The organism is Maribacter sp. Hel_I_7, from assembly GCF_000688315.1.
In the GTDB taxonomy this organism is placed as follows: Bacteria; Bacteroidota; Bacteroidia; order Flavobacteriales; family Flavobacteriaceae; genus Maribacter; species Maribacter stanieri.
The window spans coordinates 1,505,649-1,530,331 of sequence record NZ_JHZW01000002.1 but is presented as its reverse complement, the minus strand read 5'-3'; the positions used below and the strand labels follow the sequence as shown (position 1 = coordinate 1,530,331).

Below are 24,683 nucleotides of genomic sequence, written 5' to 3'. Positions count from 1 at the left end.
TTTCAAGTATTTGTTAGTTTTTTAACTTGCTGCAAAAGTCTTTTAATTTTTGTCCTCTAACGTTAAGGTAACGTTAAATCAGCAGTGCAAAAATACCGTAAAAAATGAAACAATGAAACTGAATATTAAATAGTTATAGTTTTTAGATTAAGATTGTAGAATTGCCAATTATTTCTTAAAATATCGAAGAAGTTGCAACGTTGAGCTGTCATGTTTTGATATTTCTGAATTTTTAATATCATCTAAAATTGTACCAGCCAATTGTTTTCCTAATTCTACACCCCATTGATCATAGCTAAAAATATTCCAAATAACACCTTGTACAAAAATTTTATGTTCGTAAAGCGCTATTAATGAGCCTAATGACTTTGGAGTAAGCTTTTCTATCAATATTGTATTCGTAGGCTTGTTACCTGTGAACACTTTAAACGGAGCAAGCTTGTTAATTTCTAATTCTGATAAATTTTTAACTTTTAACTCTTCTACGACTTCTTCTTTCGTCTTACCATTCATTAAAGCCTCTGTCTGTGCAAAATAATTAGCCATCAATTTATCATGATGATCTTTATCTCCATGCAAAGAATGCTTGAACCCAATAAAATCTGTAGGAATCAATTTAGTCCCTTGATGTATTAATTGAAAAAACGCATGCTGAGAGTTAGTGCCTGGTTCTCCCCAGATTATTGTACCTGTTTCATAACCAACGGTATTGCCAGCTCTATCTACACTTTTACCATTACTTTCCATTATGCCTTGCTGTAAATATGCAGAGAACCTACTTAAGTATTGAGCGTAAGGAATTATAGCTTCTGTTTCAGCGCCATAAAAATTATTATACCACACACTTACCAATGCCATAATTACAGGAATATTCTCTGAAAATTCAGTTTCCTTAAAATGAACATCAACCTCATTGGCACCTTCTAATAGCGCATCAAAATTTTCATATCCAACTGCTAAGGCAATTGTAAGACCAACAGCACTCCATAATGAGAATCTACCACCTACCCAATCCCACATAGGAAATACATTCGCCGGATCAATACCAAATTCAGCAATTTTCTCACTGTTTGTTGAAACTGCCGCAAAATGTTTTGCTATATCTTCTTGTGTACCATGCTTTAAAAACCATTTCTTAATGGTGGTAGCATTACTTAAGGTTTCTTGGGTTGTAAACGTTTTAGAAACAACTACGAACAAAGTTGTTTCTGGGTTCAACGTTTTTAAAATTTCATGAACATGGTCTCCATCTACATTACTAACAAAATGAATGGATAAATGATTCTTATAAAATTTCAACGCCTCGGTTACCATCGCCGGACCTAAGTCTGATCCTCCAATACCAATATTTACTACATCAGTAAAAGCCTTACCAGTGTATCCTTTTAAATCTCCGTTGATTACTGAACTGGTAAACTCTTTTATATGTTCTTTTACTTCATAAATCTCTGGCATTACATTTATGCCATCTACCAAGACTTCATCATCTTTCTTAGCACGTAACGCGGTATGCAAAACAGCTCTTCCTTCTGTTTCATTAATTAAGGCACCATCATAATAATCCTTAATTGCTCCTTTTAAATTAACCTCGTCAGCCAACTTAAGTAACAACTGCATTGTTTCCTCAGAAATTCTGTTCTTAGAATAATCAAAAAGAAAATCGTTCCATTGTAGCGTGAACTTTTCTGCCCTATTGGCATCCGAAGAAAATAAACTTCTTAGGTGTGTACCTTTAGTTTCTTCATAATGAGCCGTTAACTTTTTCCAAATGTCAGTTTGTTGTGGGTTAATTTTATCTAGTGCCATTTTATTGATTAAGTGTTAGTAAATCCTCTTCATCTTCTAATAAAACCTTAGGATATATAATACAATCCAATTGTTCTTTATAGGTAGAGATATATGTAAAATATTCTTCTTTTAATGAATCATGCAAGGGTTCTGCTTGTGGCAATTCCTCTCTTAAAGGATCAACCTGTCTTCCATTTTTCCAAAAACGATAACAAACATGTGGACCTCCTGTATTACCTGTCATACCTATCCAACCAATTACATCACCTTGCCTTACAAATTCGCCCTTTTTAACATTTTGAGCTTTCATATGCAGATACTGAGTAGAGTATGTAGCATTATGCCTGATTTTTACGTATTTACCATTACCACCCCTTCTCGTTGATTCTTCAACTGTACCATCGGCAGTTGCCATTATAGGCGTTCCAATAGGTGCGGCATAATCAGTACCCTTGTGTGGACGCAATTTGTACCCGTAATATTTAATTCTTCTTTTTAGATTGTACCTAGAAGATAACCTACCATATTCAACAGGCATTCTTAAAAATGTTCTTCGAAGATTATTCGCTTCTTCATCAAAATAATCTACAATACTTCTTAAAGAATCATTTTCATAGGCAAAGGCATAAATAGGTTTACCATTATGCTCAAAATAAGCAGCCTCTATTGGCTCAGCACCTGCATAAACCGTATCGTTTATATATTTTTCATTGTAGATAATCTTGAACTTATCATTCTTTTGTAGTCTAGAAAAATCAATAGTCCAAGCATATACATTTGCCAAGTTGTGAGTAACATTATAATCTACTCCTTGATCCAATATTGCCTCTGACAAGCTGGATTCTATAACCCCGGAAACTTCACGTTGAACAAATTTCACCTTGTTTTTATCTTTATACACCTTCACGCTATCACGCAAATCTACTACGGTATAATTAATTGGGTCGTTCTCATAGATAAACACTTGAGCCTGTGCCAATGTATCTTTAGATTGTAAGATAACATATGGCTTACCTACCCTAATTTTACGAACATCAAAACTGTCTCTGAAATTTTCTGAAATAGATAAGACTTTTGGATAATCAACTTTATGCTCTTGCATTAATTCACCAAAACTATCACCATACCTCACTGTATCTAGTTTAACATTGAATTCATCTAAATTAAAACCAAATCTTTCATTTACTTCTGGCACTTCAATTACACTAATATCTTGCGCTATGTCATTTTTCTGGTCATTAGCGTCTTTGCATGATGCCATTAAAGTCAACACTAATATTATGCCCCAATATTTCTGCATTACTCTACTCTTGATTTATCTGGATTTAACATATGGTCTACCCATTGCTTACCCCAATTATTTAATTCTTGTTCTGTATACAATTCTGGAAAAAACACAATCTTCTGAAAGCTTGGGGGTAAATACTCTTTCCAATTTGTACCTCCCGTAGCCTCAATATCACCAGTATCTTTTCTTAAATACCTATGGGCAGAACCCATATGCATTAATTGCCAATTTATATTGGCGTTCATATCTAAAGTTTTTAACGCACTTACCAATGCACTATCTTCTCTTTGCTCTTTGGGTAAACTTAAGTATTTATGATATATTGTTGCGTTTTCCACCTGTTTGGCAATTCTTATTAACCTTGGCGTATATCGATACTCAAACTGTTTTAATGTTAAAGTTTTTTCTCCGGTAGATAAGTCTGTCGCTCCCTTTTTCCAATAGATATGTTCGTACAATTCTTCAATAGAATCTTTTGATGAAAACTGAGCCCTATCTGTAACGTGAACCAAATTTTCTAAAGGAGTAGCGTACAACTCAATCATTCTAAATTGCGCTGATTGAAAACCACTTGCAGGAAGCAATGCCATACGGTATTGCAAAAACTGCTCACGCTCCATACCCTTTATCATTACACTAAAAGAGGATATAAGTACTTTATAATAGCTATTGACCCTTCTAACTTTTTCTATAAAAAATTCTAAGTTTCCACTTTTATCATCTACCAATTGTTTTTGCTCATGCAAAATCAATTTAAAATACAGTTCAGTTATTTGATGGTACATGATGAAAATTTCTTCATCAGGAAAGTGTGTTCTTGGAACCTGTAAGCTAAGTAAGGTATCTAAATGTATATAGTCCCAATAGGTAAGATAACGCTGGTGCAATAAACCATCTAAATAAGAGCCTAAATCTTGCCCTGAATCTTTATATTTTTCTTCTAGTTTAGATATCTGGGATTCGATTTTCTCTTTATCTTCCATTTACGGTCTAATCCATTATAATTTTAAACTGATGCTTAAGACCATTATACCCGTCTAAATCTGCTTTTATAGCACCTACCGCTAAATCTGCTTTAATTCTTATGGGAATTCTGTTGTCATCATTCGACACCCATAACGATAAGCTTTCTTGCTCTTTAAATACACGCCCAGATTGAACTAGTGGTCTAAATTTTAAGCATTCTACTTTACCGTATTTTGTATTTAAAACTTCTAAACCTAAATACTTAAGTTTAAAGTCGAAAATACCATCATCATCATAAAGCATTTTCAGGGTAATGGCTTTTCCTACTTCAAGGTCCTCTGTTTTATAATTGTTCCTTAAAAAATAAAAAGCGGATATTAAGTCCTGTATATTGTTCTCTAATGTAAAATTAAGCTTTTTCTTGTTTTTCTTATCATTAAGTTCGGCTTTAGACGCATTATGATCAAAGTTTATTTCAACGTCTTTAGTATAACCGCCTTCATCAATTTTTCGAACAAACCTATATGGCTTGCCGTCTCTTTTATCGAAATAGCTTTCATAAGTATCATCTACTTTAAAAAACCAACTAGCAACACCAGTTGTTTCTCCATGGCCAACCACATGATATACAGGCTTGTCATCTATTGTTGTAGAATTAACTTGAAGTGTAGCATAACTGGCATTTAAAAAACCATAGTGCATTCTAAATTTTAACCATTCCCCTGTTTTAAAGGCAGATTGGGAGCTTTGACTTTGGACACCAAAATATGTTAAGAAAAGGGCGAATAAAAATATTTTTTTCATAGTCCGTAGTTTAATGTAAAAATAGTAATTGATCTTAATCAATCACTTTCGTTACAATATCTTAAACAATATTTATTCCAAAGTATTGTATAAAAAAAGCCCAGTCTAAAAACTGGGCTTTTCCTAAATAACCAACCAAACTTTAAATTATGAAAAACCACTACTTAAAGTTGTAAGGGAACCACCCCTTAGCTGATGTAAATTTAAGGCACATTATTATACCTATAGTACGGTTTAACTTACTTTAATGATAAACTTAACAGTTATTCACACTTCTAATTGATAATTGGGAATTTCTTAAGAAAACAAAATGTAGTTTAAGCTTTTTGAGCCATTATTATTTCTTGGTCATGATCAAAACCAATAGCCAATACTAACAAAAAACTGAGACCTTTCTATTTCTGGCGTCCATGAGTACATAAGGTTTACAGGTCCCAAAAAAGATTCCCAACCATAACCAATACCATAGCCAGAATAAGTTGGTGCCTGAAACCAATCTCCAGTTCTAAACAAATCATCATCTACATTGGCAAAGTTAGCGGAGAATAAGGCATGGTTCTTTTTAGCAAATTCATAATCTAACCTAGCATAGGCTTTCACAAAACTATTACCGGGCAGACTAATAAAATCATAGCCGACAAAAGGTACTAGGTTATTTATAAAATCTGTACCGTAACCTCCTAATATAAAATCGAACGAAGTTACTTTAGATGTACCTAATTTAAAACCACCTTCTGTTTCTATAATAATAGATAGATTTTTAACTATTGGTATAGCCATACCCATACGAGCTTTTGATACTGAAAAATCCTTAAAATTATTATTGTAATCTGATGACAATACATAGTAATGCATATCACCACTAAAATATAATCCTCTAGATGGAAAATATTTATCATCGTACGTATCTAGTTTCAATTGACCATACGTACTAACAAAATTACTTCTTTCAAAATACGTTCTACCACTACTAGTAGTATTATCTGGCACAGTGGTGTCAGGTATATCCCCAAAAGTTCTAGTACTATATTGTAAGTGTTTAAATTCTGCCCCTAAAGTAAAAGCAAATTCTTCTTTAACTACGGTTTGAATATATAGTTGATTTGTAAAGTCAGATACATTCAAATTAATTGTATTAATTCGGCTTCCTGTGCCAACCTCAAAATTATCCTCTATTAAATCGAAATTTATTTCCTGTTCAAAATCATTGAATCTAGAATTGAAACCAAAACTCCAATACGAACCTTTATCTACATAATACTCGAAATTATATCTAATATTATCCCCTAAAATTAAATCAAAGGAAGCAACATCATCCTTTGATAATATTCTATGCTTTGTCAGGTTAATAATTGCAGCACTTTTATACAAATCATCAAAGTGAGCTCCTAATCTTAAAAAAGAGGTATTCCTGGTTTCATCTAAAGGAAGAATTAAGTCTTCACCTCCATTTAAGTTATCTAGTAATTTGTATTTTATGGTTCTAAAATTACCTGTTGCAGATAAATTACTAATACCCTGTTGTAGTTTTTTAAAATTAATAGATTCATCTAAATTGAATCGTAATTTACCTTTTACATACCCTCTTGTATGATTAGTATTACCATCAATCAACAATCTATTTACCGTAAGTTCTTCATCTGCCTCAATTACAGAGATTGAATTTTTGTTCTTCTTATAATCTGTTGCCAGCTCTCTTAATTCTTCTATTTTTAAATTTGCAGCATCTTCACCGGTTTTAACTATTTCTGCCAATTTATTGAAATCCAATACGGTATAATCTTCTATTTTAGGTTTTATATAAATATCGGTTTTTGCAGACTTAACTTTCATATCAGCAACCGTTCTATAATTATTAATCTGCAATAGAATTTCAGTAGCGGATAACAATGCTTCCCTGTCAGATAAATCATGCTGAACATCTACACCAATTATTATATCTGCTCCCATAGCCCTTACTTCATCTATAGGATAATTATTGACTACACCACCATCTATTAAAACTTTATCATTAATAACGGTAGGCTCAAATAAAGACGGCAAAGTACCACTTGCCAAAATAGCCTCTGGCAAATAACCAGAATTCAAAATTACTTGTTTACCTGTTTCAATATCGGTTGCTATGCAGACAAATGGGGTAGGCAATTTATTAAAGTCATCTATATCTTTCACATGATACAAAAGTCTAACAAATTCATTATATATATTCTGACCACTAGAAAATGCTGGTGGTACAGTTACTTTAAAGTTTTTAAAAGGCAGCGTTAATGCGTACCGTTCAGAGTCCTCTTTTTCATAAAAAGTCTTAGCACTTCTAGGAAGATTATCTTGTATTAACGAGCCTATATTTGTCGCTTTAAATAACGAATCTAATTCATTAGCGGTGTAACCTGCGGCATATAATGCCCCAACAATAGCACCCATACTAGAACCACCAATATAATCGATTTCAATACCAGCTTCCTCAATTACTTTTAAAGCACCAATATGTGCCATCCCTTTTGCACCACCACCACTTAAAACAAGACCTATCTTTGGTTTCTTCTTTTCCTCCACATTTTGAGACATTAAAGAACTAGCGGTTAACATGGCCACCACTACCAAGATTATTGTTTTATCCAAATTATTATTTATGAAAAGACTCATATATCTTTTTTGCTTTTGACACACCTACCTCTTGACTTAAACTCTCTACCGAAGCTTCTTTGATACGCTTTACCGATTTAAATTTTTTCAATAATTGCTGTGCCGTTTTTTCACCCACTCCATCTATACTTTCTAGCTCAGAATTAATAGCTCCTTTACTTCTTTTATTCCTATGAAGGGTAATACCAAATCTATGCGCCTCATTTCTTGCAGTCTGAATGATCTTTAAACTTTCAGATTTTTTATCTAAATAGAGCGGAATTGGATCTTCAGGAAAATAAATTTCCTCTAACCTTTTTGCAATTCCTACAATAGCAATTTTACCTCTTAAACCTAAAAGGTCAAGACTTTTTAAAGCTGAAGATAGCTGCCCCTTACCACCGTCAATAACAATTAACTGAGGCAAAGGTTGCATTTCTTCCTGTAATCTTTTATACCTGCGATACACAACCTCTTCCATCGAGGCAAAATCGTCAGGTCCGGTTACTGTCTTTATATTATAATGTCGATATTCTTTTTTCGACGGTTTACCATCTTTAAAGACAACACATGCAGCTACAGGGTTACTACCTTGTATATTACTATTATCAAAACATTCAATATGCCTAGGCTCCGCAGATAATCTGAGATCTTTTTTCATTTGCGCCATAATCCTATTGGTATGGCGATCGGGATCAATTATTTTAATTTGATTGAATCGTTCTTGCCTAAAAAATTTGGCATTACGTTCAGACAGATCAAGTATCCGTTTTTTATCCCCTAGTTTAGGAACAATTACCTTAAGACCTGGTGACACTGCAATTTCAAAAGGAACATAAAGCTCTTTTGAATCTGAGTTGAATCTTTCCCTTATTTCAACAACGGCCAATTCTAAAAGATCTTCATCTTGCTCTTCAAGCTTCTTTTTTATCTCCATGGTATGAGACCTAATTATAGAACCATGTGCCAATTGAAGAAAATTTACATAAGCAAAAGAATTGTCTGATATAATACTGAATACATCAACATTACTAATCTTAGGGTTTACAATGGTAGATTTAACCTGATAGTTTTCAAGTACATCTATCTTATCTTTAATTTCCTGAGCTTCCTCATATTTCATTTCAGCAGCCAAAGCTTTCATTTGACTTTTAAAATAAGTAATAGACGATTTAAAATTACCCTTAACAATTTGCCTTATATCATCTATTTGACGATCATATTCGGTTATAGATTGATACCCCTCACAAGGTCCTTTACAATTCCCTAAATGATATTCTAAACATACCTTATACTTACCTGTATTAATTTTCTCTGCAGACAAATCATAATTGCAAGTTCTTAAAGGATATACACTTTTAATAAGGTCTAAAAGGACTCTTACCGTTTTCATACTAGTATAAGGTCCAAAATATTCTGAGCCATCCTTTATCACCCTTCTCGTCGGGAATAATCTTGGAAACCGTTCATTTTTCAAGCATAACCAAGGATATGATTTATCATCCTTTAATAACACGTTGTACCTAGGTCTTAGCTCTTTTATTAAATTGTTCTCTAACAAAAGGGCATCTGATTCCGTAGGAACTACTATATGTTTTATAGCCCTAATTTTTTTTACTAAAACACGTGTTTTTCCGTACTCATGATTCTTATTAAAATAAGAGGAAACACGTTTCTTTAAATTCTTTGCTTTCCCTACATATAAAATACTGTCATTACTATCATAAAATTGATAAACCCCCGGTCCGGTAGGCAATGCACTTAATTGTATGTTTAAGGGAATTTCTGTCATAATTCAACACCACTAATTTAGTCTATAATAGCCACTTTATATTACACAACAATGCTTAATTATTAATGCTAAAACCATAATTACAGTTTACGAATCTGATATTTTTATTAATCTGAAATTGACAATTAAATAAAATTACCAACGTTAAATTATAACATTAATAATGTGTTTAAATCTTGATACAATTAATTTATTGATTTTCAGTCGATTAGATTAATAAATGTTGCGGAATATATACCATAATGTTAATTTTATTATAAAAAAGTGCATTTCAACGAGAAAAAAGTGCATTTCAAGGATAGTGTATTAATTATTTTACCTATTTTTAACTCAACAACAACGATTATTGGCTCATTTACAAAAAACAAAGACTATGGACAGTTATATCATCACCTTGGGAACTTATCTTATTTTAATGTTATTTTTTAAGGTATTTTTTGCTGTTGCAGGTAAAGAATAATTTGATAAATAATATCATTATACTCTCTTCACTATGCTGAAGAAAGATTTACGCATAAAATATTCTCGACTACGTAGTTCCCTATCTACCCGAGAATTATCATCTAAAAGTATTGCAATTGCAAATTCAGTTTTGCAATTGCCAATTTGGAATAATCAATATTTCCATATTTTTCTACCAATTGAGCAAAAGACTGAAATAGATACAGAAGGCATTATATCTATACTTCTTGGTTTAGATAAAAATGTAATTGTCCCAAAAGTTATTTCACCTACTCAACTAGAACACTTTCTACTTACTGACAATACAAAGTTTACAACCAATAATTTAAATATACCTGAACCTGTTGATGGCATTACCATTGAAACTAGCAAACTAGATGTAGTATTTATTCCGCTTTTAGCTTTTGATGGATCAGGAAATAGAATAGGATACGGCAAAGGATACTATGATCGTTTTCTTAAAGATTGTAGAAAAGATGTCATAAAAATAGGTCTATCATTTTTTGAAGCTGAGGTAAAAATAGATGATATTGCACCAACAGATATACCGTTAGACTATTGTGTTACCCCTTATAAGACCTACTCTTTTAGAACTTCTTGATCTTGCAAAGTTTCATTTGCTTCAACAGCAGCTTCTTCCTCTTTGTTAAAAGCACGTTTATTGAAAACAAGTAGAATACCAACACCTGTACTTATTGCTGTATCTGCAATATTGAATACTGGTTCAAAAAATCTAAAATTCTGACCTCCTACCATAGGCATCCAAGAGGGCCACGTAGAATCTACCATTGGGAAATATAACATATCCACTACTTTACCATAAAACAATTTACCATATGGCTCATCAGAAAAGAGCGTTGCTACTTCATTATAACTTTCATTGAAAATTGCACCGTAGAAGACTGAATCTAAAATATTCCCCAAAGCTCCCGCAAATATTAATGAAACTGCCCAAATCAAAGTATTGGATGCTTTTTTCTTAATAACATCAAAAAGCCAATAGCCAATGCCAAAAATTGCAAATAACCTAAAAACGGTCAGTACTAGTTTTCCTATATTATCTGATATAGGTAAGACATCACTTAGCTTTGCTCCCCAGGCGGCTCCTTCATTTTCAATGAAAAGAATTTTAAACCAGTTAAACACTTCAACAGATTCTCCCAACACAAAATGGGTCTTTATATAAATTTTACTCCATTGATCAATTATTAATATCAATAAAATAAATAGTACAGATTTTTTAATGTTCATGGGCTTTAATCAATGAGCGCAAAAATATAAATATTATTCGGTTTTACTAAGATCTATATTTCCGGTAACAGTTTCTAATGTATAAGTAGATGTTCCATAGGGAATAGAATTAAAAGATACTTTGCCATATTTACTTGTAGCGTTAATTTGAGCTGACTCAGAGACTACTTTTATATTACCACTCTGCGATTTAACCGTAGCATCTGCATCTACATTATTCAACAAGCAAGTGCCATCAGATAAGGACACGTTAAGCTCTTTATATACTCCATCTATGACAACTCTAGAATTAGTACCGAAGATTTCTAACTTTTTATGTACAGGCATGTTCAACCTCAACAAAATAGAAATTACTTTATGTGCACTTAATTTATCATTAGGATTTTCAAAACTTGGTGTAAAACCTGTTTCTATAATCAATGTATTACCATTTGTTACAATCTCTAAACCTAAATCTTGACTATACTCGCCTTCTATTTCTGCCTCTACGCTAATCTCGTTCCCTAAGCTAGTATGCACTTCTACAACGTAGCAATTGGTAGCATCTATTTGTATTAAGCCTATATGATCTGCTAATATTTTATTGTAAATTTTCTTTTGGGCATTAAGCCCCAAACAAAGCAATAGCAGAAAATACAGTAAACACTTCTTCAAAATATAGCTATTAAAAAACGCCCCTAAAGGCGTTTTAATTATGATTGCATATTCTTAGCTTCAATACTAAGCGTGGCATGCGGCACAAGTTTTAACCGTTCTTTGTTGATTAGTTTTCCTGTAACACGACAAATGCCATATGTTTTATTTTCTATACGTAGCATTGCATTCTTAAGATCACGAATAAATTTTTCTTGTCTAATAGCCAATTGCGTATTAGCTTCTTTACTCATTGTTTCAGAACCTTCTTCAAAAGCTTTAAAGGTAGGCGATGTATCATCTGTACCATTATTACCATCATTCATATAAGCACTTTTTAATAGCTCTAAATGACTTTTAGCCTTTTCTATTTTCTCTTCGATCAATACCTTAAATTCTGCCAAATCTTTGTCAGAATACCTCACTTTTAAATCTTCTGCCATCTCTTAATGTTTTTCAATAAACAATTTTGTGTTCACCTCGTCAAAAGTAATTTCAACACCTTCGTCCAATTTTTCTTCAAAAACCAATTCTGCTGTTAAAGTCTCCGTTTTAATATACTCAATATTATTCTGAACAGCTACTTCAACAAAACCGTCTTTTAAAATTTTAACGGTAATCTTATCAGTTACTTCAAAACCAGAATCTTTTCTTATGTTTTGAATTCTATTCACTAATTCCCTTGCAACACCTTCATTCCTTAATTCCTCATTGATGGTAACATCTAAAGCAACGGTTAATTTTCCCGAAGTTGCCACCATCCATCCTTCAATATCTTGCGAAGAGATTTCTACATCTTGTAACTGTAAAGTAATACTTTTATTATTTAATTCGATTGTTAATTCGCCATCCTGCTCAATTTTTTGGATGTCATTCTGAGTAAACCCGTTAACAACTTGAGCAATTTGCTTCATTTCCTTTCCGAATTTTGGACCTAAAGTCTTGAAATTCGGCTTAATACGTTTTACCAATATTCCAGATGCATCATCTAGCAATTGAATTTCCTTAACGTTAACTTCAGATTTTATTAATTCTGATACTGCTTCAATTTCTTCTCTGTCCTTATTATCTAGAACAGGAATCATAATTTTCTGCAATGGTTGACGTACTTTTATCTTCTCTTTTTGGCGAATAGATAATACCAAAGACGAAATTGTCTGTGCTTTCTCCATTTTAACCTCTAAGCTTGTATCTATCAAGGTTTCATCTGCTACGGGGAAATCTGCCAAATGAACACTTTCAAATCCTTTTTTCACGGTTGCTTTATTTAAATCTAAATACAGACGATCCATAAAAAACGGAGCAATCGGTGCCGACAATTTAGCAACTACATCTAAACAGGTATACAAAGTTTGATAAGCCGCAATTTTATCTTGAGCATATTCCCCTTTCCAGAAACGTCTTCTGCACAAACGTACATACCAGTTACTTAAGTTCTCTTGAACGAAATCTGATATTGCTCTCGCTGCCTTGGTAGGCTCATATTCTTCATAAGCCGTGTCTACAATCTTTATTAACGAATTCAATTCTGACAAAATCCAACGGTCAATCTCTGTACGTTGAGCCATTGGCACGTCTTCCTCGGCATATGTAAACTTGTCTAAGTTTGCATATAGACCAAAAAACGAATACGTATTATATAAGGTTCCAAAAAACTTACGCTTAACCTCTGCTATACCTTCTGTGTCAAATTTTAAGTTGTCCCAGGGGTTGGCATTGCTAATCATATACCATCTTGTGGCATCTGCACCATGAGCGTTCATTGTCTCAAAAGGATCTACGGCATTGCCCAATCGCTTAGACATTTTCTTACCATCTTTATCTAAAACCAGACCATTAGATACTACGTTCTTATATGCGACCGAGTCAAATACCATTGTTGCTATAGCGTGCAATGTGTAGAACCAACCACGAGTTTGATCCACACCCTCTGCAATAAAATCTGCAGGAAATGTCTTTCCTTCATCTATCAACTCTTTATTTTCAAATGGGTAATGCCACTGGGCATAAGGCATAGAACCACTATCAAACCAAACATCGATCAAATCACTTTCTCGTTTCATCGGCTTACCTGAAGCCGAAACTAATGTAATTTGGTCAACAATATTTTTATGTAAATCTATTTTATCATAGTTCTCTTCAGACATATCGTCCACTACGAAATCTGCATAAATATCCTTTTCTAAAACTCCAGCCTCAACAGCCTTTTTCATTTCAGATTTTAATTCCGCAACAGAACCAATGATTATTTCTTCCTTACCATCTTCCGTTCTCCAAATTGGTAATGGAATACCCCAATATCTTGAACGAGACAAATTCCAGTCATTGGCGTTTGCCAACCAATTTCCAAATCTACCTTCACCTGTTGCTTTTGGTTTCCAGTTAATGGTTTTGTTCAACTCAAACATCTGATCTTTTACATCAGTTACTTTAATGAACCAAGAATCTAATGGATAATATAGAATTGGTTTGTCCGTACGCCAACAGTTAGGGTAACTGTGTACATATTTTTCTACCTTAAAGGCTTTGTTCTCTTCTTTTAATTTAATGGCAATTTCAACATCTATAGAACGTTCTGGAGCTTCGCCATCTTCATAGTACTCGTTCTTAACATACTTACCACCTAATTCTTTTAATTCAGGTCTAAACTTACCTTGCAAATCGACCAAAGGAACCAAGTTTGCGTTTTCATCCAATACTAGCATTGGCGGAATTTCCGGTACTGCTTGTTTAGCTACAAAAGCATCATCTGCACCAAAAGTAGGTGCCGTATGCACTATTCCGGTACCATCTTCTGTTGTAACGAAATCACCAGCTATTATTCTAAAAGCATTTTCAGCATTTTCATACGGAAGCACATAATCTAACAACTGCTCATACCTAATACCTAATAAGTCTTTACCCTTAAACTCTTTTACAACATAAAAAGGGATTTTTTTATCACCAGAAGTGTATTCAAGCAATTCAGATTTATCTGAAACTTCATTGAACTTTCCTGAGAACTGCTTACCTACCAAGTTTTTGGCAAGAATAACGTTCATGGGTTCAAAAGTATATTGGTTATAAGACTCAACTAATACATAATCTATTTTAGAACCTACAGTTAGTGCCGTATTAGAAGGAAGAGTCCACGGTGTGGTAGTCCAAGCCAAGAAATAAATAGTGCCTTCGTTCTGCAAAAAATCTGGCAATGTTTCTTCTACAGCTTTAAACTGTGCAGTTACCGTAGTATCTGTAACATCCTGGTACGTACCCGGTTGGTTTAACTCATGAGAACTTAAACCTGTACCTGCTTTTGGTGAATATGGTTGTATGGTGTAGCCTTTATAAATCAAACCTTTTGAATAGATTTGCTTTAACAGCCACCAAACGGTTTCCATGTATTTAGATTTGTAGGTAATGTACGGATCCTCCATATCTACCCAATACCCTACTTGTTCGGTCATTGAATTCCAAACATCCGTATATCTCATAACCGCTTTCTTACAAGCAGCATTATATTCTTCAACCGAAATCTTTACTCCGATATCTTCTTTTGTAATACCCAGTTCTTTTTCAACTCCAAGTTCTATTGGAAGACCATGCGTATCCCAACCAGCTTTACGTTTTACTTGAAAGCCTTTCATGGTCTTATACCTAGGGAAAATATCCTTTATGGTTCTAGCCATTACATGATGTATACCAGGCATACCATTTGCAGACGGCGGACCTTCATAGAATACATAACTATCCTTACCCTCACGGGAAGAAATACTTTTCTCAAAAATGGCATTCTTTGACCAGTAGTCAAGTATTTCTTCTGCGACCTTTGGTAAATTCAATCCTTGATATTCTGTGAACTTCATACGAAATGCTTATTGTACTGGGATTTAAAGGCTGCAAAATTATAAAATTTTGGTCAAAAAGGAGCGTATTAATAGCATTGAAATGCCTCTAAACCATGTAATAAATGAATTATTAACCTGCTAAACATCCAAAAGTTAAATTTCTACGTATATAACTCCGAACAATTAACCATTAAACGTTTACACAAATGAAAAAAGTAATTTTAGGATCATTAGCAATTTTAGCACTTAGTATGTCTGTTTCATGTAGAGATGCTGCCGACAAAGCTAAATCTGCAACTGAAGAAGCTGGCGCTGCTTTAGAAAATGCAGGAGAAGAGTTAAAAGAAGCAGGTCAAGATTTAGAAGAAGCTGGCGAAGGTGCAATGGATGCTGCTAAAGAAGCAAGCGAAAATGCAATGGATGCTGCTGAAGATGCTGCTGAATCAGTAAAGGAAGCTGGTCAAGAAGGTATTGATGCCGCTAAAAAAGCAGGTGAGGATACTATGGATGCTGCTAAAGAAGCAGGTAATGATGTAAAAAAAGCAGCTAACGATGCAGCTGATCAAGCAGCAAAAAAAGCTGACGAAGTAAAGAAGGCGGTTAAACACTAACAATAACCTTTTTTTTATAATTATAAGAGACCCGTTAATAGCGGGTCTTTTTATTTAAAAATTATAACCTACACCAATAATTAAATTTATTCCCGGCGCTACTATACCAGAAGAATATGTTCTATATCGCTGATCGGTAAAATTTTCTAAACTGCCTGTTACCTTAAAACGGTTTGTAATATCATACTGAGAGCGAAAATTTAAAGTATACCATGATGGTGCATATGGGTTTCCATTTTCATCTACCGCATAGATATACTCTTTTGATTGCTCTGACATTGCCAAATCATCATTTGCTATTTCCTCATTGTAATTCATAAACAAATCTGTGCGCAGCCCTTGATTTTTCCATACCAAATGAAAATCTCCAAAAGTTGGTGCCGCATGTCTTGCAGGTGTTTCCGTACCGTCATCTTCTTCTTCTATACCTTCCGTCAACGTTAAATTAGAAGATAACGACCACTGCTCAGTCAAATATGCTTCTACTCCAAATTCAAATCCATAAACATATGCTTTCGCTGCATTTTGAATGGCTTGTACATTACTTAATTCACCACCATATTCTATTTCTGAGAAACCATTGAAACTAAAATCTCTACGCACCAAAGCATCTACTAAATAGGTATAATAAGCAGTACCTTTTAAAATAATCTTATCATTTATATTTCGCTGAACTCCTACTTCAGCATTATATGCATACTCAGGTTCTAAATCTGTATTTGGTACAACAACAGAACCTGGCTCTGAATCGAAAATTTTACCAACATCGTCAATATTTGGAGCTCTAAAACCGGTTGACCCGTTTAGTGTAACCTGGAGATTTGCTCTAGGAAACCAGCTAAAACCTATACTACCGGTCAATGCTCCCGTACTTAAATCTGCTGTTTCAAATGGAAAGCCATAAAAAGTATCATCAAAAATTGCATCGACCCATACGTGACTGTAACGCAAACCAGACATTATTGTAAAATTTGGTTTTGCCTTGTATTCCCCATTTACATAACCTGCCAAACTTTGCCATGATGAATCATCTGGATATCGCGATGCCGCCGCGGTTCTTTCATTAGTATTGATATTCAAATCAAAACCGGTGGATCCAATTTTATTGTAGATATACTCACTACCATAATAAAGCCTAAAATCACCTAATTTTTTATTTTCGAAATCTACAGTAAAGTTTACTGCATCTACTTTTTCTTTGGTCGTATTTCTTACTTCATCTTGAAAATCCCTATTAATTCTGCTTTCTTCAAAATGTTGATATGCCAAGCCTAATTTTAAACCGTCGTATACTTTACCATCTCCCTTTTTCTGTAATTGAGCATTACCCATAAACCATTTTTGCGGTCCATAATACCATTCTGCAGAGCGCAAGCCCAAACCATCGCTCGTTGGTCTAATTAAACGATCATATCTAGAATAGTCTGAAGTTTCAGTGTAATATGCACCTAAATTTAAATCCCACTTAGCATTTGGTTTATATAGAAATTTCTGCATTAGATTAATTTGATCGTAACCGGTTGGCACTTGCTTCTTTGGTGAATTATTCTCCACCAATTCATCAACTCCATTTACCGTGCGAACCAACGTATTTCTTAAATAAGAATCAGGACCATGGGCACCCATTCTCAAATCATTAAAGTTATTATAAGTAATACTGGTTAATGACGACCATGTCTTCTTTCCTAAATTAATATCTGCATGTACCGTATTCTCCATATTGGCAGAGGCAAACCTATAGTTGGCATTTCCATGCACTAAAAGACTATCATTCTGGGACAACATGGGTTTGTTCGTATAGAAATTCATTACCCCACCAATAGCATCGCTCCCATAAATAACCGATCCAGGACCAAATATTACCTCTGTATTTTTAATGGTAAAAGGGTCTATTGATATTACATTTTGCACATTACCTCCTCTAAATATCGCATTGTTCATACGTACTCCATCTACTGTCAATAACAATCTATTTGTAGCGAAGCCCCTAATCATAGGGCTACCACCACCCATTTGGCTTTTTTGAACAAATACTTTACCACTATTCTGAAGTAAATCTGCAGCCGTCTGCGGTGTAGTAAAGGCAATTGACCTGGCATCAAGAGAAATTATTCTATTTGGAATATCTCGTTTTTGCTGCTCCCATTTAGAAACCGACATAACCACTTCATCCAATTGCTGCGCTTTCATAATCAAGAAAGCCTTATGACCTTGTCTCTGTAATTGTAGCCTGGTTGTTTTAAATTCTTGATAACCAATATGCTTTAAGGTAATGCGCTCTTTATCCATAAAGACAGCTGCATCAAAAACACCGTCAAAATTCGTTAATGCAATTTTAGACTTGTCTTTGTTAAATACGGCAACATTGGTAATCTCCTCACCACTATCCGCGTCTAAAACAGTTATTTGCTGGGCACTAACAAAAGTGCTACATAAAAAAAGTGCTACAAACAGATACTTATACATATGTATTGAAAACTTCATTTAAAACGGCAAGCGACTTTGGTTTCCTGAATCCTTGTAAGTGTAATTCAAAATAAAGTATTAAGGATTTAAGTAATTCTTGGCGATTGGTTTTTTTCATCTTTACGGTATGCATTGCATCAAAATTTATGCCCAAGAAGGTCTTGAAATAATAAATATTTTCTCCCCTAAGAATCGGATTCAATGATTCTATAGCTACAAACTCACCTTCTAACAAATCAAAATACGGCTTATCTATCTGATATACATCTGGATAAAAACCTAAAAACCGAGTTAATGACAACATAAAATACAGATGAAAATTAGCCACATCTTTATTCATATCCAACCATTGTAACGATGCTATAAGATATTCGAATAAATCCTCATTCTGTTCCTCTTCTCGAATACTATTGCCTAAAAGCTCTGCTAAAAATAATGTCATGGCATTTTTAGCCATATCTGCATAAAGTGTTTGGTAATGATAAGACACCTTTGCTTCTTTTATCGTCTCTAAAGTACCTTTGTTTTTATGGTTCGCTACAATTTCTAATTGCGTTAAAGGCTGAAAATAGGCTGACTTTAATTTCCCTTTTTTTGAAGCTAAAACTCCTCTTAACAAATAAGATTTAATACCGTCTGATGCTGTAAAGGCTTTTACAATGAGACTTGTGTCGCCATATTTAATTGCAGAAAATACTATCGCCTTTGTCGTTACCTGCATATTATAACATCTATTTCAACAAAGATAGTTGATTGAAGCTTGGTGACGAAAGGGTATAAAAAAATGCGAGGTTTCATAATAGAACCTCGCATTATATATAAAAAAGATATATTTAATACTAAATAACCCCTTGTGCTAACATAGCATCGGCAACTTTAACGAAACCTGCAATATTGGCTCCTTTTACGTAGTTACAGAAACCATCTTCTTCTTTACCATATTCAATACAAGAATCATGAATATCTTCCATAATATCTTTTAAACGCTCATCAACCTCTTCACGTGTCCAACTAATTCTTAGTGAATTCTGAGACATTTCTAAACCTGATGTTGCTACACCACCAGCATTAGATGCTTTACCTGGTGCAAACAATATTTTTGCATTGTTGAATTCATGAACAGCATCTGTATCACAAGGCATATTTGCACCTTCTGCAACACACATACATCCATTACTCAATAGATTCTTAGCATCTTGTTGATTCAACTCGTTTTGAGTGGCACATGGTAATGCGATATCACATTTAACATCCCAAGGAGTTTTACCCGCGTGAAATTCTGCAGAAGTATACTTATCTGTATATTCAGAAATACGTCCTCTTCTGTTGTTTTTAAGATCCATTACAAAAGCTAGCTTCTCATCATTAATGCCATCTTTATCATAAATATACCCACTAGAATCTGAAAGTGTTACCACTTTTGCACCTAATACAATAGCTTTTTCAGCTGCAAATTGCGCAACGTTTCCTGAACCAGATATAACTACCGTTTTACCATCAAAACTTTCGTTTTTGGTCTTCAACATACTTTGTGCAAAATATACGGTACCATAACCTGTTGCTTCTGGTCTAATTTTAGAACCACCCCAAGAAAGCCCTTTACCAGTTAATACCCCGGTAAACTCGTTACGTATCTTTTTGTACATACCAAAAAGGAACCCAATTTCACGAGCACCAACACCTATATCACCAGCAGGCACATCTGTATTAGGACCAATATGTCTATTTAATTCTAACATAAAAGCATGGCAAAAACGCATTACCTCATCATCAGATTTTCCTTTTGGATCAAAATCAGAACCACCTTTACCACCACCCATTGGCAGTGTTGTAAGGCTATTTTTAAATACTTGCTCAAAAGCTAAGAATTTAAGTATACTAGCATTTACGGTTGGGTGAAAACGTAAACCACCTTTATATGGACCTATGGCCGAATTCATTTGTATTCTATAACCACGGTTTACATGTATTTCACCGTCATCATCTACCCACGCAACTCTAAAAGAGATTAAACGCTCTGGCTCAACCATTCTTAAAAGAATGTTCTTACCATTATATATGTCTTGATTTGCAATATATGGTATAACAGTTTCTGCAACTTCTTGCACCGCTTGTATGAATTCTGGTTCGTGACCGTTTCTGGCGATAACCTCATCCATAAATGCTTTTATTTTATTCTCCATAAAGCTATTTACACTTATTTAAATTATTGATTTCAAAATATAACGTCAAAATTATGCTATTTGTGTAATTTGATTGCTTATTTTTTTAAAAATCGATAAAAATTGTTGTTTTGGCAACAAACTACCTATTCTTACTACACATAATTTAACATTTAGGCAATTATCCTATCGCTTGCTCTAAATCTGCTATTAAATCATTAACATCTTCAATACCAACACTCAATCTAATTAACGAATCTACTATTCCACTTTTTAGTCGTTCCTCTTTTGGAATACTTGCATGGGTCATACTTGCCGGATGACCTGCTAAGCTTTCTACCCCACCCAAAGACTCTGCTAATGTAAATATGCGTAGCCGCTCTACAATCTTAATTGTATCGTTATAACTACTTCCTTTGGGCACGAAAGAAATCATACCCCCAAAATCTTTCATTTGCTCTTTTGCAACTTTATGATTGGGATGGTCTTCAAAACCAGGCCAATATACTTTTTCAACCTTTGGGTTACTTTTTAAATATTCTGCTATTGCTCTTCCATTTTCACAATGGCGTTGCATACGCACATGTAATGTTTTAATACTTCTAAATACTAAAAAGCTATCCATTGGTCCACAAACGGCACCACTTGCATTTTGAATAAAATAAAGCCTATCTGCTAATTTCTTCTCCTTAACTATTAGTGCACCAACAACAGTATCACTATGACCCCCAAGATATTTAGTTGCCGAATGCATAACAATGTCTGCACCCAACTCTAATGGTAACTGTAAATAAGGAGTGGCAAAAGTATTATCTACCGCTAAGAGAATATCCTTATCCTTAATCAATTTGGCTACCGCTTTTATATCTATAATATTCATCATAGGGTTAGTAGGTGTTTCTACCCAAATCAACTTTGTTTTGGAATTGATTTTATCTTGAATTGCATCCGCACTTTGCATACCTACAAAATGAAATACTATACCAAAGTTTTCAAAAATCTTTTTAAAAATTCTATAAGACCCACCATACAGGTCATTGGTTGAAATTACTTCGTCACCTGGTTTTAATAATTTCATTACTGCATCTATTGCCGCTAACCCACTACCAAAAGCCAAACCAAACTCACCACCTTCTATGCTTGCCAATGAATTTTCTAAGGCAGTTCTTGTAGGGTTAGCACTACGAGAATACTCATACCCCTTATGCCCACCTGGTGTAGTCTGTGCATATGTAGAAGTTTGATAAATAGGAGGCATTACCGCCCCATAGGCTTCATCTGGTTGTTGACCACCGTGTATTGTCTTTGTATTAAACTTTATGTCTTTTGCAGCCATATTAAAGTATTTATCATACAAATGTATCGTTATGTTTTGGGGTATACAATGAAGCTGTATTTTTACACTAAATCTAATTTTTCCATGAAGTCCAAGTTTACCTGTCTTATCATCTGTATTCTTCTTTTTGCCTGCAATAATAAGAACACTCTTTCTTTTGAACCATTAACAATTGCTACTGATTCTTGTGAAAACTGTACTACGGTAACCATAGAAATCCCTAATGCTAAAGGCAATACCAAACTAAGTGAAACCATTAATTCTGCTTTAGAAGGAGAAATAATAGCTTTGTTAAATTTTGATGAAGAAAGCAATGCCCAAAATCTTGAAGATGCTAAAAAAGCTTTCGTTTTTGATTACGAAGAACTAAACGGAAAATTTCCTGAGGAATCTATGCCATGGGAAGCTAATATCGAAGGCACTATTACTCACGAAAATGAAGAAATAATTACCATTGAAATACAATCATATATTTATACCGGTGGAGCACATGGCTACGGCACTAACCGCTATTTAAACTTTGACAAAGTAAAGGGCTCAGAATTATACCAAGAAAACTTATTCAAAGACATAGATGGTTTCAAATCTTTTGCCGAAACCTTATTTAGAAAACAAGAAAATATACCTGCAACAGGCTCTATTAACGATACTGGTTTTATGTTTGAAACCGAAAGTTTTTACTTACCCGACAATATTGGATATACTGAAAACGGATTAATTCTATTCTATGAACCATACGAAATAGCATCTTTTGCAGATGGTCCAATTATTTTGACCATACCCTACACAGATGCAAATCCCTTTTTAAACTTTCCACAAAAACCATAGCACTACTGCTTTAGCAACAAAGATATTTGCCCAATATGTAATCCTTCATGAAATAAATTAAAAGCTATGGCATCCTCTACATTTCTAAGGGTTACACGAGCACTTGTGGTATACTCATTAAAAGTTTGAAAAAGCGCAGTATTATAATCTTCAATAAGCCATTCTGCCGTTGAAATCAAAAAATCTGCAACCTTCATGATTTCCTCATCTGAGGCAGTACCATCTGGAACAGTTCCTTTACTAAATTTCGAAATCAAATCATCTGGCACACGCATTTGTAAACCACTGAATTTATATATCAGAATTTGTTGTGTAACTACGGTATGCGCAATATTCCAATAAACATTATTATTAAATCCTTCTGGTATTTTAAGTAATTTTTCTTTTGGTGTTTTTGTTAATATCGCATGTAGATTTCTACGATTTTGTAACATTACTTCAAAAATATTCTCTGTCATCATTTCACATTTAAATGCATTGTAAAAGTAGCACATTTAATGATATTTAAGTTTCTTTGTACTCCTAACATCGTTTTCAAAAACTAGTGTTTTAATCATCTATAGTATTAAATACACTTTATAAAATATCCAAAAGCATGAAAAAAATATACCATTTAAGTACTTGTTCTACCTGCCAGAGGATTATTAAAGAATTACAACCACTTACTGATTTCGAATTACAGGATATAAAAACAGAACCGATTACCGCTTCTCAATTAGAGCAAATGCATAGCCTTTCTAATAGTTATGAATCTTTATTCAGCAAAAGAGCAGTTTTATACCGTGAGAGAAACTTAAAAGAACAAAATCTTACAGAAGCAGATTTCAAAGACCTAATTTTAGAACAATACACCTTTTTAAAACGACCTGTTATTATTGTAGAAAACCAAATTTTTATTGGGAACAGTAAAAAAGTGGTTGAAGCCGCTAAAATGGCAATTCACTCGTGAACAAAAGACTACTCGCCATACTTGCTGCCTTAGGAGCAACTACCATCTATGGGGTAAACCATACTATCGCTAAAGGGATAATGCCACATTATGTTCAACCTTTTGGTTTCATTATCCTTAGGGTAACAGGTGCCGCTATTTTATTTTGGCTGATTTCACCTTTAGGGCCAAAAGAACGTATTGATCCTAAAGATTATCTACGTATGCTCATCTGTGCTTTATTAGGCATGGCAATGAATATGTTGGTCTTTTTTAAAGGGTTATCACTTTCTACCCCTATTAATAGTGCCGTATTAATAACCACTGTACCTATCGTAGTTTTAATACTATCGGCTGTAATTTTAAAAGAAAAGATTTCAGGCAGGAAAATTCTTGGTATTGCCATAGGACTTCTTGGGGCTCTAGGTTTAATATTATTTGGAACTGAAGTTAGGCAAGACGCCCCAAATATTCCTCTTGGAAATTTCTTGATATTTATGAATTCTGTATTCTACGGCTCTTACCTTGTTTTAGTCAAAGTACTAATTTCCAAATACCACCCATTCACTTTCATGAAATGGTTATTCTCATTAGGTGTACTTATTTGTTTACCGTTCGGGTATGAAGAATTTATGGAAATATCATGGAATACATTACCCCCTGAAGCTTATTTTGGTATTGGCTTTGTAATTCTAGGAACTACATTTTGTACATACCTATTTAACATTTTTGCCTTAACCCAATTAAAAGCTTCTACGCTAAGTGCTTTTGTTTATGTTCAGCCTTTAGTAGGTATTTTTTATGCCGTATTAACGGGACAAGATACAATCACAACTATTAAAATTGTAGCTGGTTGTTTTGTTTTAGTTGGTGTTTACCTTTCTAGTAAAAGACCAAAGCGACAAGTTCAATAAAC

General features: G+C 33.9%; 20 protein-coding genes. 5 read left to right on the top strand and 15 right to left on the bottom strand.

Features of this window, described 5'->3' with window-relative positions; translation table 11 throughout:
* Window positions 1-168: 168 nt before the first annotated feature.
* The 6 genes from pgi to uvrC all read right to left on the bottom strand — a co-directional run bounded on the left by pgi (window position 169) and on the right by uvrC (window position 9,263).
* A complete protein-coding gene (pgi, locus tag P178_RS0108195) occupies window positions 169-1,806 on the bottom strand; it encodes a glucose-6-phosphate isomerase (protein ID WP_027065767.1) in 1,638 nt (545 codons plus the stop codon).
* Between the two features lies 1 nt (window position 1,807).
* Window positions 1,808-3,088, bottom strand: a complete 1,281-nt coding sequence (locus P178_RS0108190; RefSeq protein ID WP_027065766.1) for a peptidoglycan DD-metalloendopeptidase family protein — start codon at window positions 3,086-3,088, stop codon at window positions 1,808-1,810.
* On the bottom strand, window positions 3,088-4,059 hold the full coding sequence (locus tag P178_RS0108185; RefSeq protein WP_027065765.1) for a tryptophan 2,3-dioxygenase family protein: 972 nt from the start codon (window positions 4,057-4,059) through the stop codon (window positions 3,088-3,090). Before P178_RS0108185 ends, P178_RS0108190 begins: the two co-directional genes overlap by 1 nt.
* Before the next feature lie 7 nt (window positions 4,060-4,066).
* Window positions 4,067-4,846 carry a DUF3108 domain-containing protein gene (locus P178_RS0108180; protein ID WP_027065764.1) on the bottom strand — a complete coding sequence of 260 codons (780 nt, stop codon included), beginning with the start codon at window positions 4,844-4,846 and terminating at the stop codon, window positions 4,067-4,069.
* 354 nt (window positions 4,847-5,200) lie between these two features.
* On the bottom strand, window positions 5,201-7,492 hold the full coding sequence (locus tag P178_RS0108175) for a patatin-like phospholipase family protein (protein ID WP_081819407.1): 2,292 nt from the start codon (window positions 7,490-7,492) through the stop codon (window positions 5,201-5,203).
* A complete protein-coding gene (gene uvrC, locus P178_RS0108170) occupies window positions 7,473-9,263 on the bottom strand; it encodes an excinuclease ABC subunit UvrC (protein WP_027065762.1) in 1,791 nt (596 codons plus the stop codon). The genes P178_RS0108175 and uvrC overlap by 20 nt, the downstream gene beginning before the upstream one ends.
* A 493-nt stretch (window positions 9,264-9,756) precedes the next feature.
* On the opposite strand from uvrC, the gene P178_RS0108165 reads away from it, so the two are divergent.
* The gene (locus P178_RS0108165; protein WP_027065761.1) at window positions 9,757-10,326 is read left to right on the top strand and encodes a 5-formyltetrahydrofolate cyclo-ligase; all 570 of its coding nucleotides are present in this window, start codon (window positions 9,757-9,759) and stop codon (window positions 10,324-10,326) included.
* On the opposite strand, the gene P178_RS0108160 is transcribed toward P178_RS0108165, so the two are convergent.
* Genes P178_RS0108160 through ileS form a run of 4 tightly spaced genes read right to left on the bottom strand, consistent with a single transcriptional unit; the run spans window position 10,305 to window position 15,454 of the window.
* Window positions 10,305-10,976: a lipoprotein signal peptidase gene (locus P178_RS0108160; RefSeq protein ID WP_027065760.1), complete on the bottom strand. Its 672-nt coding sequence runs from the start codon at window positions 10,974-10,976 to the stop codon at window positions 10,305-10,307. The two genes, P178_RS0108165 and P178_RS0108160, sit on opposite strands and share 22 nt — an antisense overlap.
* Before the next feature lie 33 nt (window positions 10,977-11,009).
* Window positions 11,010-11,630 (bottom strand): hypothetical protein, encoded by a 621-nt coding sequence (locus P178_RS0108155; RefSeq protein ID WP_036145907.1) that lies wholly within the window; start codon window positions 11,628-11,630, stop codon window positions 11,010-11,012.
* 38 nt (window positions 11,631-11,668) lie between these two features.
* On the bottom strand, window positions 11,669-12,052 hold the full coding sequence (locus P178_RS0108150) for a TraR/DksA family transcriptional regulator (RefSeq protein ID WP_027065758.1): 384 nt from the start codon (window positions 12,050-12,052) through the stop codon (window positions 11,669-11,671).
* A gap of 3 nt (window positions 12,053-12,055) precedes the next feature.
* Entirely contained in the window at window positions 12,056-15,454 is a 3,399-nt protein-coding gene (gene ileS, locus P178_RS0108145; RefSeq protein ID WP_027065757.1) for an isoleucine--tRNA ligase, read from the bottom strand.
* A 188-nt stretch (window positions 15,455-15,642) separates the two neighbouring features.
* Here ileS and P178_RS0108140 point away from each other — a divergent pair, with 188 nt between their 5' ends.
* Window positions 15,643-16,047 carry a hypothetical protein gene (locus P178_RS0108140; protein WP_027065756.1) on the top strand — a complete coding sequence of 135 codons (405 nt, stop codon included), beginning with the start codon at window positions 15,643-15,645 and terminating at the stop codon, window positions 16,045-16,047.
* Between the two features lie 54 nt (window positions 16,048-16,101).
* Here the strand turns inward: P178_RS0108140 and P178_RS0108135 are convergent, their stop codons facing one another.
* The 4 genes from P178_RS0108135 to P178_RS0108120 form a co-directional block, all read right to left on the bottom strand.
* The gene (locus P178_RS0108135; RefSeq protein ID WP_081819406.1) at window positions 16,102-18,531 is read right to left on the bottom strand and encodes a TonB-dependent receptor plug domain-containing protein; all 2,430 of its coding nucleotides are present in this window, start codon (window positions 18,529-18,531) and stop codon (window positions 16,102-16,104) included.
* A complete protein-coding gene (gene recO, locus P178_RS0108130; RefSeq protein ID WP_027065754.1) occupies window positions 18,506-19,234 on the bottom strand; it encodes a DNA repair protein RecO in 729 nt (242 codons plus the stop codon). Before recO ends, P178_RS0108135 begins: the two co-directional genes overlap by 26 nt.
* A gap of 118 nt (window positions 19,235-19,352) precedes the next feature.
* Window positions 19,353-20,696: an NADP-specific glutamate dehydrogenase gene (gene gdhA, locus P178_RS0108125; RefSeq protein WP_027065753.1), complete on the bottom strand. Its 1,344-nt coding sequence runs from the start codon at window positions 20,694-20,696 to the stop codon at window positions 19,353-19,355.
* A 160-nt stretch (window positions 20,697-20,856) separates the two neighbouring features.
* Complete coding sequence (locus P178_RS0108120; protein ID WP_027065752.1) at window positions 20,857-22,011, bottom strand: cystathionine gamma-synthase; 1,155 nt, start codon at window positions 22,009-22,011, stop codon at window positions 20,857-20,859.
* Between the two features lie 84 nt (window positions 22,012-22,095).
* Between P178_RS0108120 and P178_RS0108115 the strand changes: the two genes are divergently transcribed.
* Entirely contained in the window at window positions 22,096-22,839 is a 744-nt protein-coding gene (locus P178_RS0108115) for a DUF3298 and DUF4163 domain-containing protein (protein WP_027065751.1), read from the top strand.
* Between the two features lie 2 nt (window positions 22,840-22,841).
* Here P178_RS0108115 and P178_RS0108110 read toward each other — a convergent pair whose 3' ends face one another.
* Entirely contained in the window at window positions 22,842-23,333 is a 492-nt protein-coding gene (locus tag P178_RS0108110) for a DinB family protein (protein ID WP_231500519.1), read from the bottom strand.
* 101 nt (window positions 23,334-23,434) lie between these two features.
* Here P178_RS0108110 and P178_RS0108105 point away from each other — a divergent pair, with 101 nt between their 5' ends.
* Together P178_RS0108105 and P178_RS0108100 are read left to right on the top strand one after the other, a co-directional pair.
* The gene (locus P178_RS0108105; protein WP_027065749.1) at window positions 23,435-23,788 is read left to right on the top strand and encodes an arsenate reductase family protein; all 354 of its coding nucleotides are present in this window, start codon (window positions 23,435-23,437) and stop codon (window positions 23,786-23,788) included.
* Entirely contained in the window at window positions 23,785-24,681 is an 897-nt protein-coding gene (locus tag P178_RS0108100) for a DMT family transporter (protein ID WP_027065748.1), read from the top strand. Before P178_RS0108105 ends, P178_RS0108100 begins: the two co-directional genes overlap by 4 nt.
* Window positions 24,682-24,683: the final 2 nt, after the last annotated feature.

What these genes read in the sequence shown, in the direction of transcription:
- P178_RS0108150 (WP_027065758.1), bottom strand. Translation starts at nt 12,052, where the DNA reads ATGGCAGAAGATTTAAAAGTGAGGTATTCTGACAAAGATTTGGCAGAA.
- P178_RS0108120 (WP_027065752.1), bottom strand. Translation starts at nt 22,011, where the DNA reads ATGGCTGCAAAAGACATAAAGTTTAATACAAAGACAATACACGGTGGT.
- P178_RS0108190 (WP_027065766.1), bottom strand. Translation starts at nt 3,088, where the DNA reads ATGCAGAAATATTGGGGCATAATATTAGTGTTGACTTTAATGGCATCA.
- P178_RS0108185 (WP_027065765.1), bottom strand. Translation starts at nt 4,059, where the DNA reads ATGGAAGATAAAGAGAAAATCGAATCCCAGATATCTAAACTAGAAGAA.
- uvrC (WP_027065762.1), bottom strand. Translation starts at nt 9,263, where the DNA reads ATGACAGAAATTCCCTTAAACATACAATTAAGTGCATTGCCTACCGGA.
- ileS (WP_027065757.1), bottom strand. Translation starts at nt 15,454, where the DNA reads ATGAAGTTCACAGAATATCAAGGATTGAATTTACCAAAGGTCGCAGAA.
- P178_RS0108140 (WP_027065756.1), top strand. Translation starts at nt 15,643, where the DNA reads ATGAAAAAAGTAATTTTAGGATCATTAGCAATTTTAGCACTTAGTATG.
- P178_RS0108175 (WP_081819407.1), bottom strand. Translation starts at nt 7,492, where the DNA reads ATGAGTCTTTTCATAAATAATAATTTGGATAAAACAATAATCTTGGTA.
- gdhA (WP_027065753.1), bottom strand. Translation starts at nt 20,696, where the DNA reads ATGGAGAATAAAATAAAAGCATTTATGGATGAGGTTATCGCCAGAAAC.
- P178_RS0108115 (WP_027065751.1), top strand. Translation starts at nt 22,096, where the DNA reads ATGAAGTCCAAGTTTACCTGTCTTATCATCTGTATTCTTCTTTTTGCC.
- recO (WP_027065754.1), bottom strand. Translation starts at nt 19,234, where the DNA reads ATGCAGGTAACGACAAAGGCGATAGTATTTTCTGCAATTAAATATGGC.
- pgi (WP_027065767.1), bottom strand. Translation starts at nt 1,806, where the DNA reads ATGGCACTAGATAAAATTAACCCACAACAAACTGACATTTGGAAAAAG.
- P178_RS0108110 (WP_231500519.1), bottom strand. Translation starts at nt 23,333, where the DNA reads ATGTGCTACTTTTACAATGCATTTAAATGTGAAATGATGACAGAGAAT.
- P178_RS0108180 (WP_027065764.1), bottom strand. Translation starts at nt 4,846, where the DNA reads ATGAAAAAAATATTTTTATTCGCCCTTTTCTTAACATATTTTGGTGTC.
- P178_RS0108165 (WP_027065761.1), top strand. Translation starts at nt 9,757, where the DNA reads ATGCTGAAGAAAGATTTACGCATAAAATATTCTCGACTACGTAGTTCC.
- P178_RS0108160 (WP_027065760.1), bottom strand. Translation starts at nt 10,976, where the DNA reads ATGAACATTAAAAAATCTGTACTATTTATTTTATTGATATTAATAATT.
- P178_RS0108135 (WP_081819406.1), bottom strand. Translation starts at nt 18,531, where the DNA reads ATGAAGTTTTCAATACATATGTATAAGTATCTGTTTGTAGCACTTTTT.
- P178_RS0108105 (WP_027065749.1), top strand. Translation starts at nt 23,435, where the DNA reads ATGAAAAAAATATACCATTTAAGTACTTGTTCTACCTGCCAGAGGATT.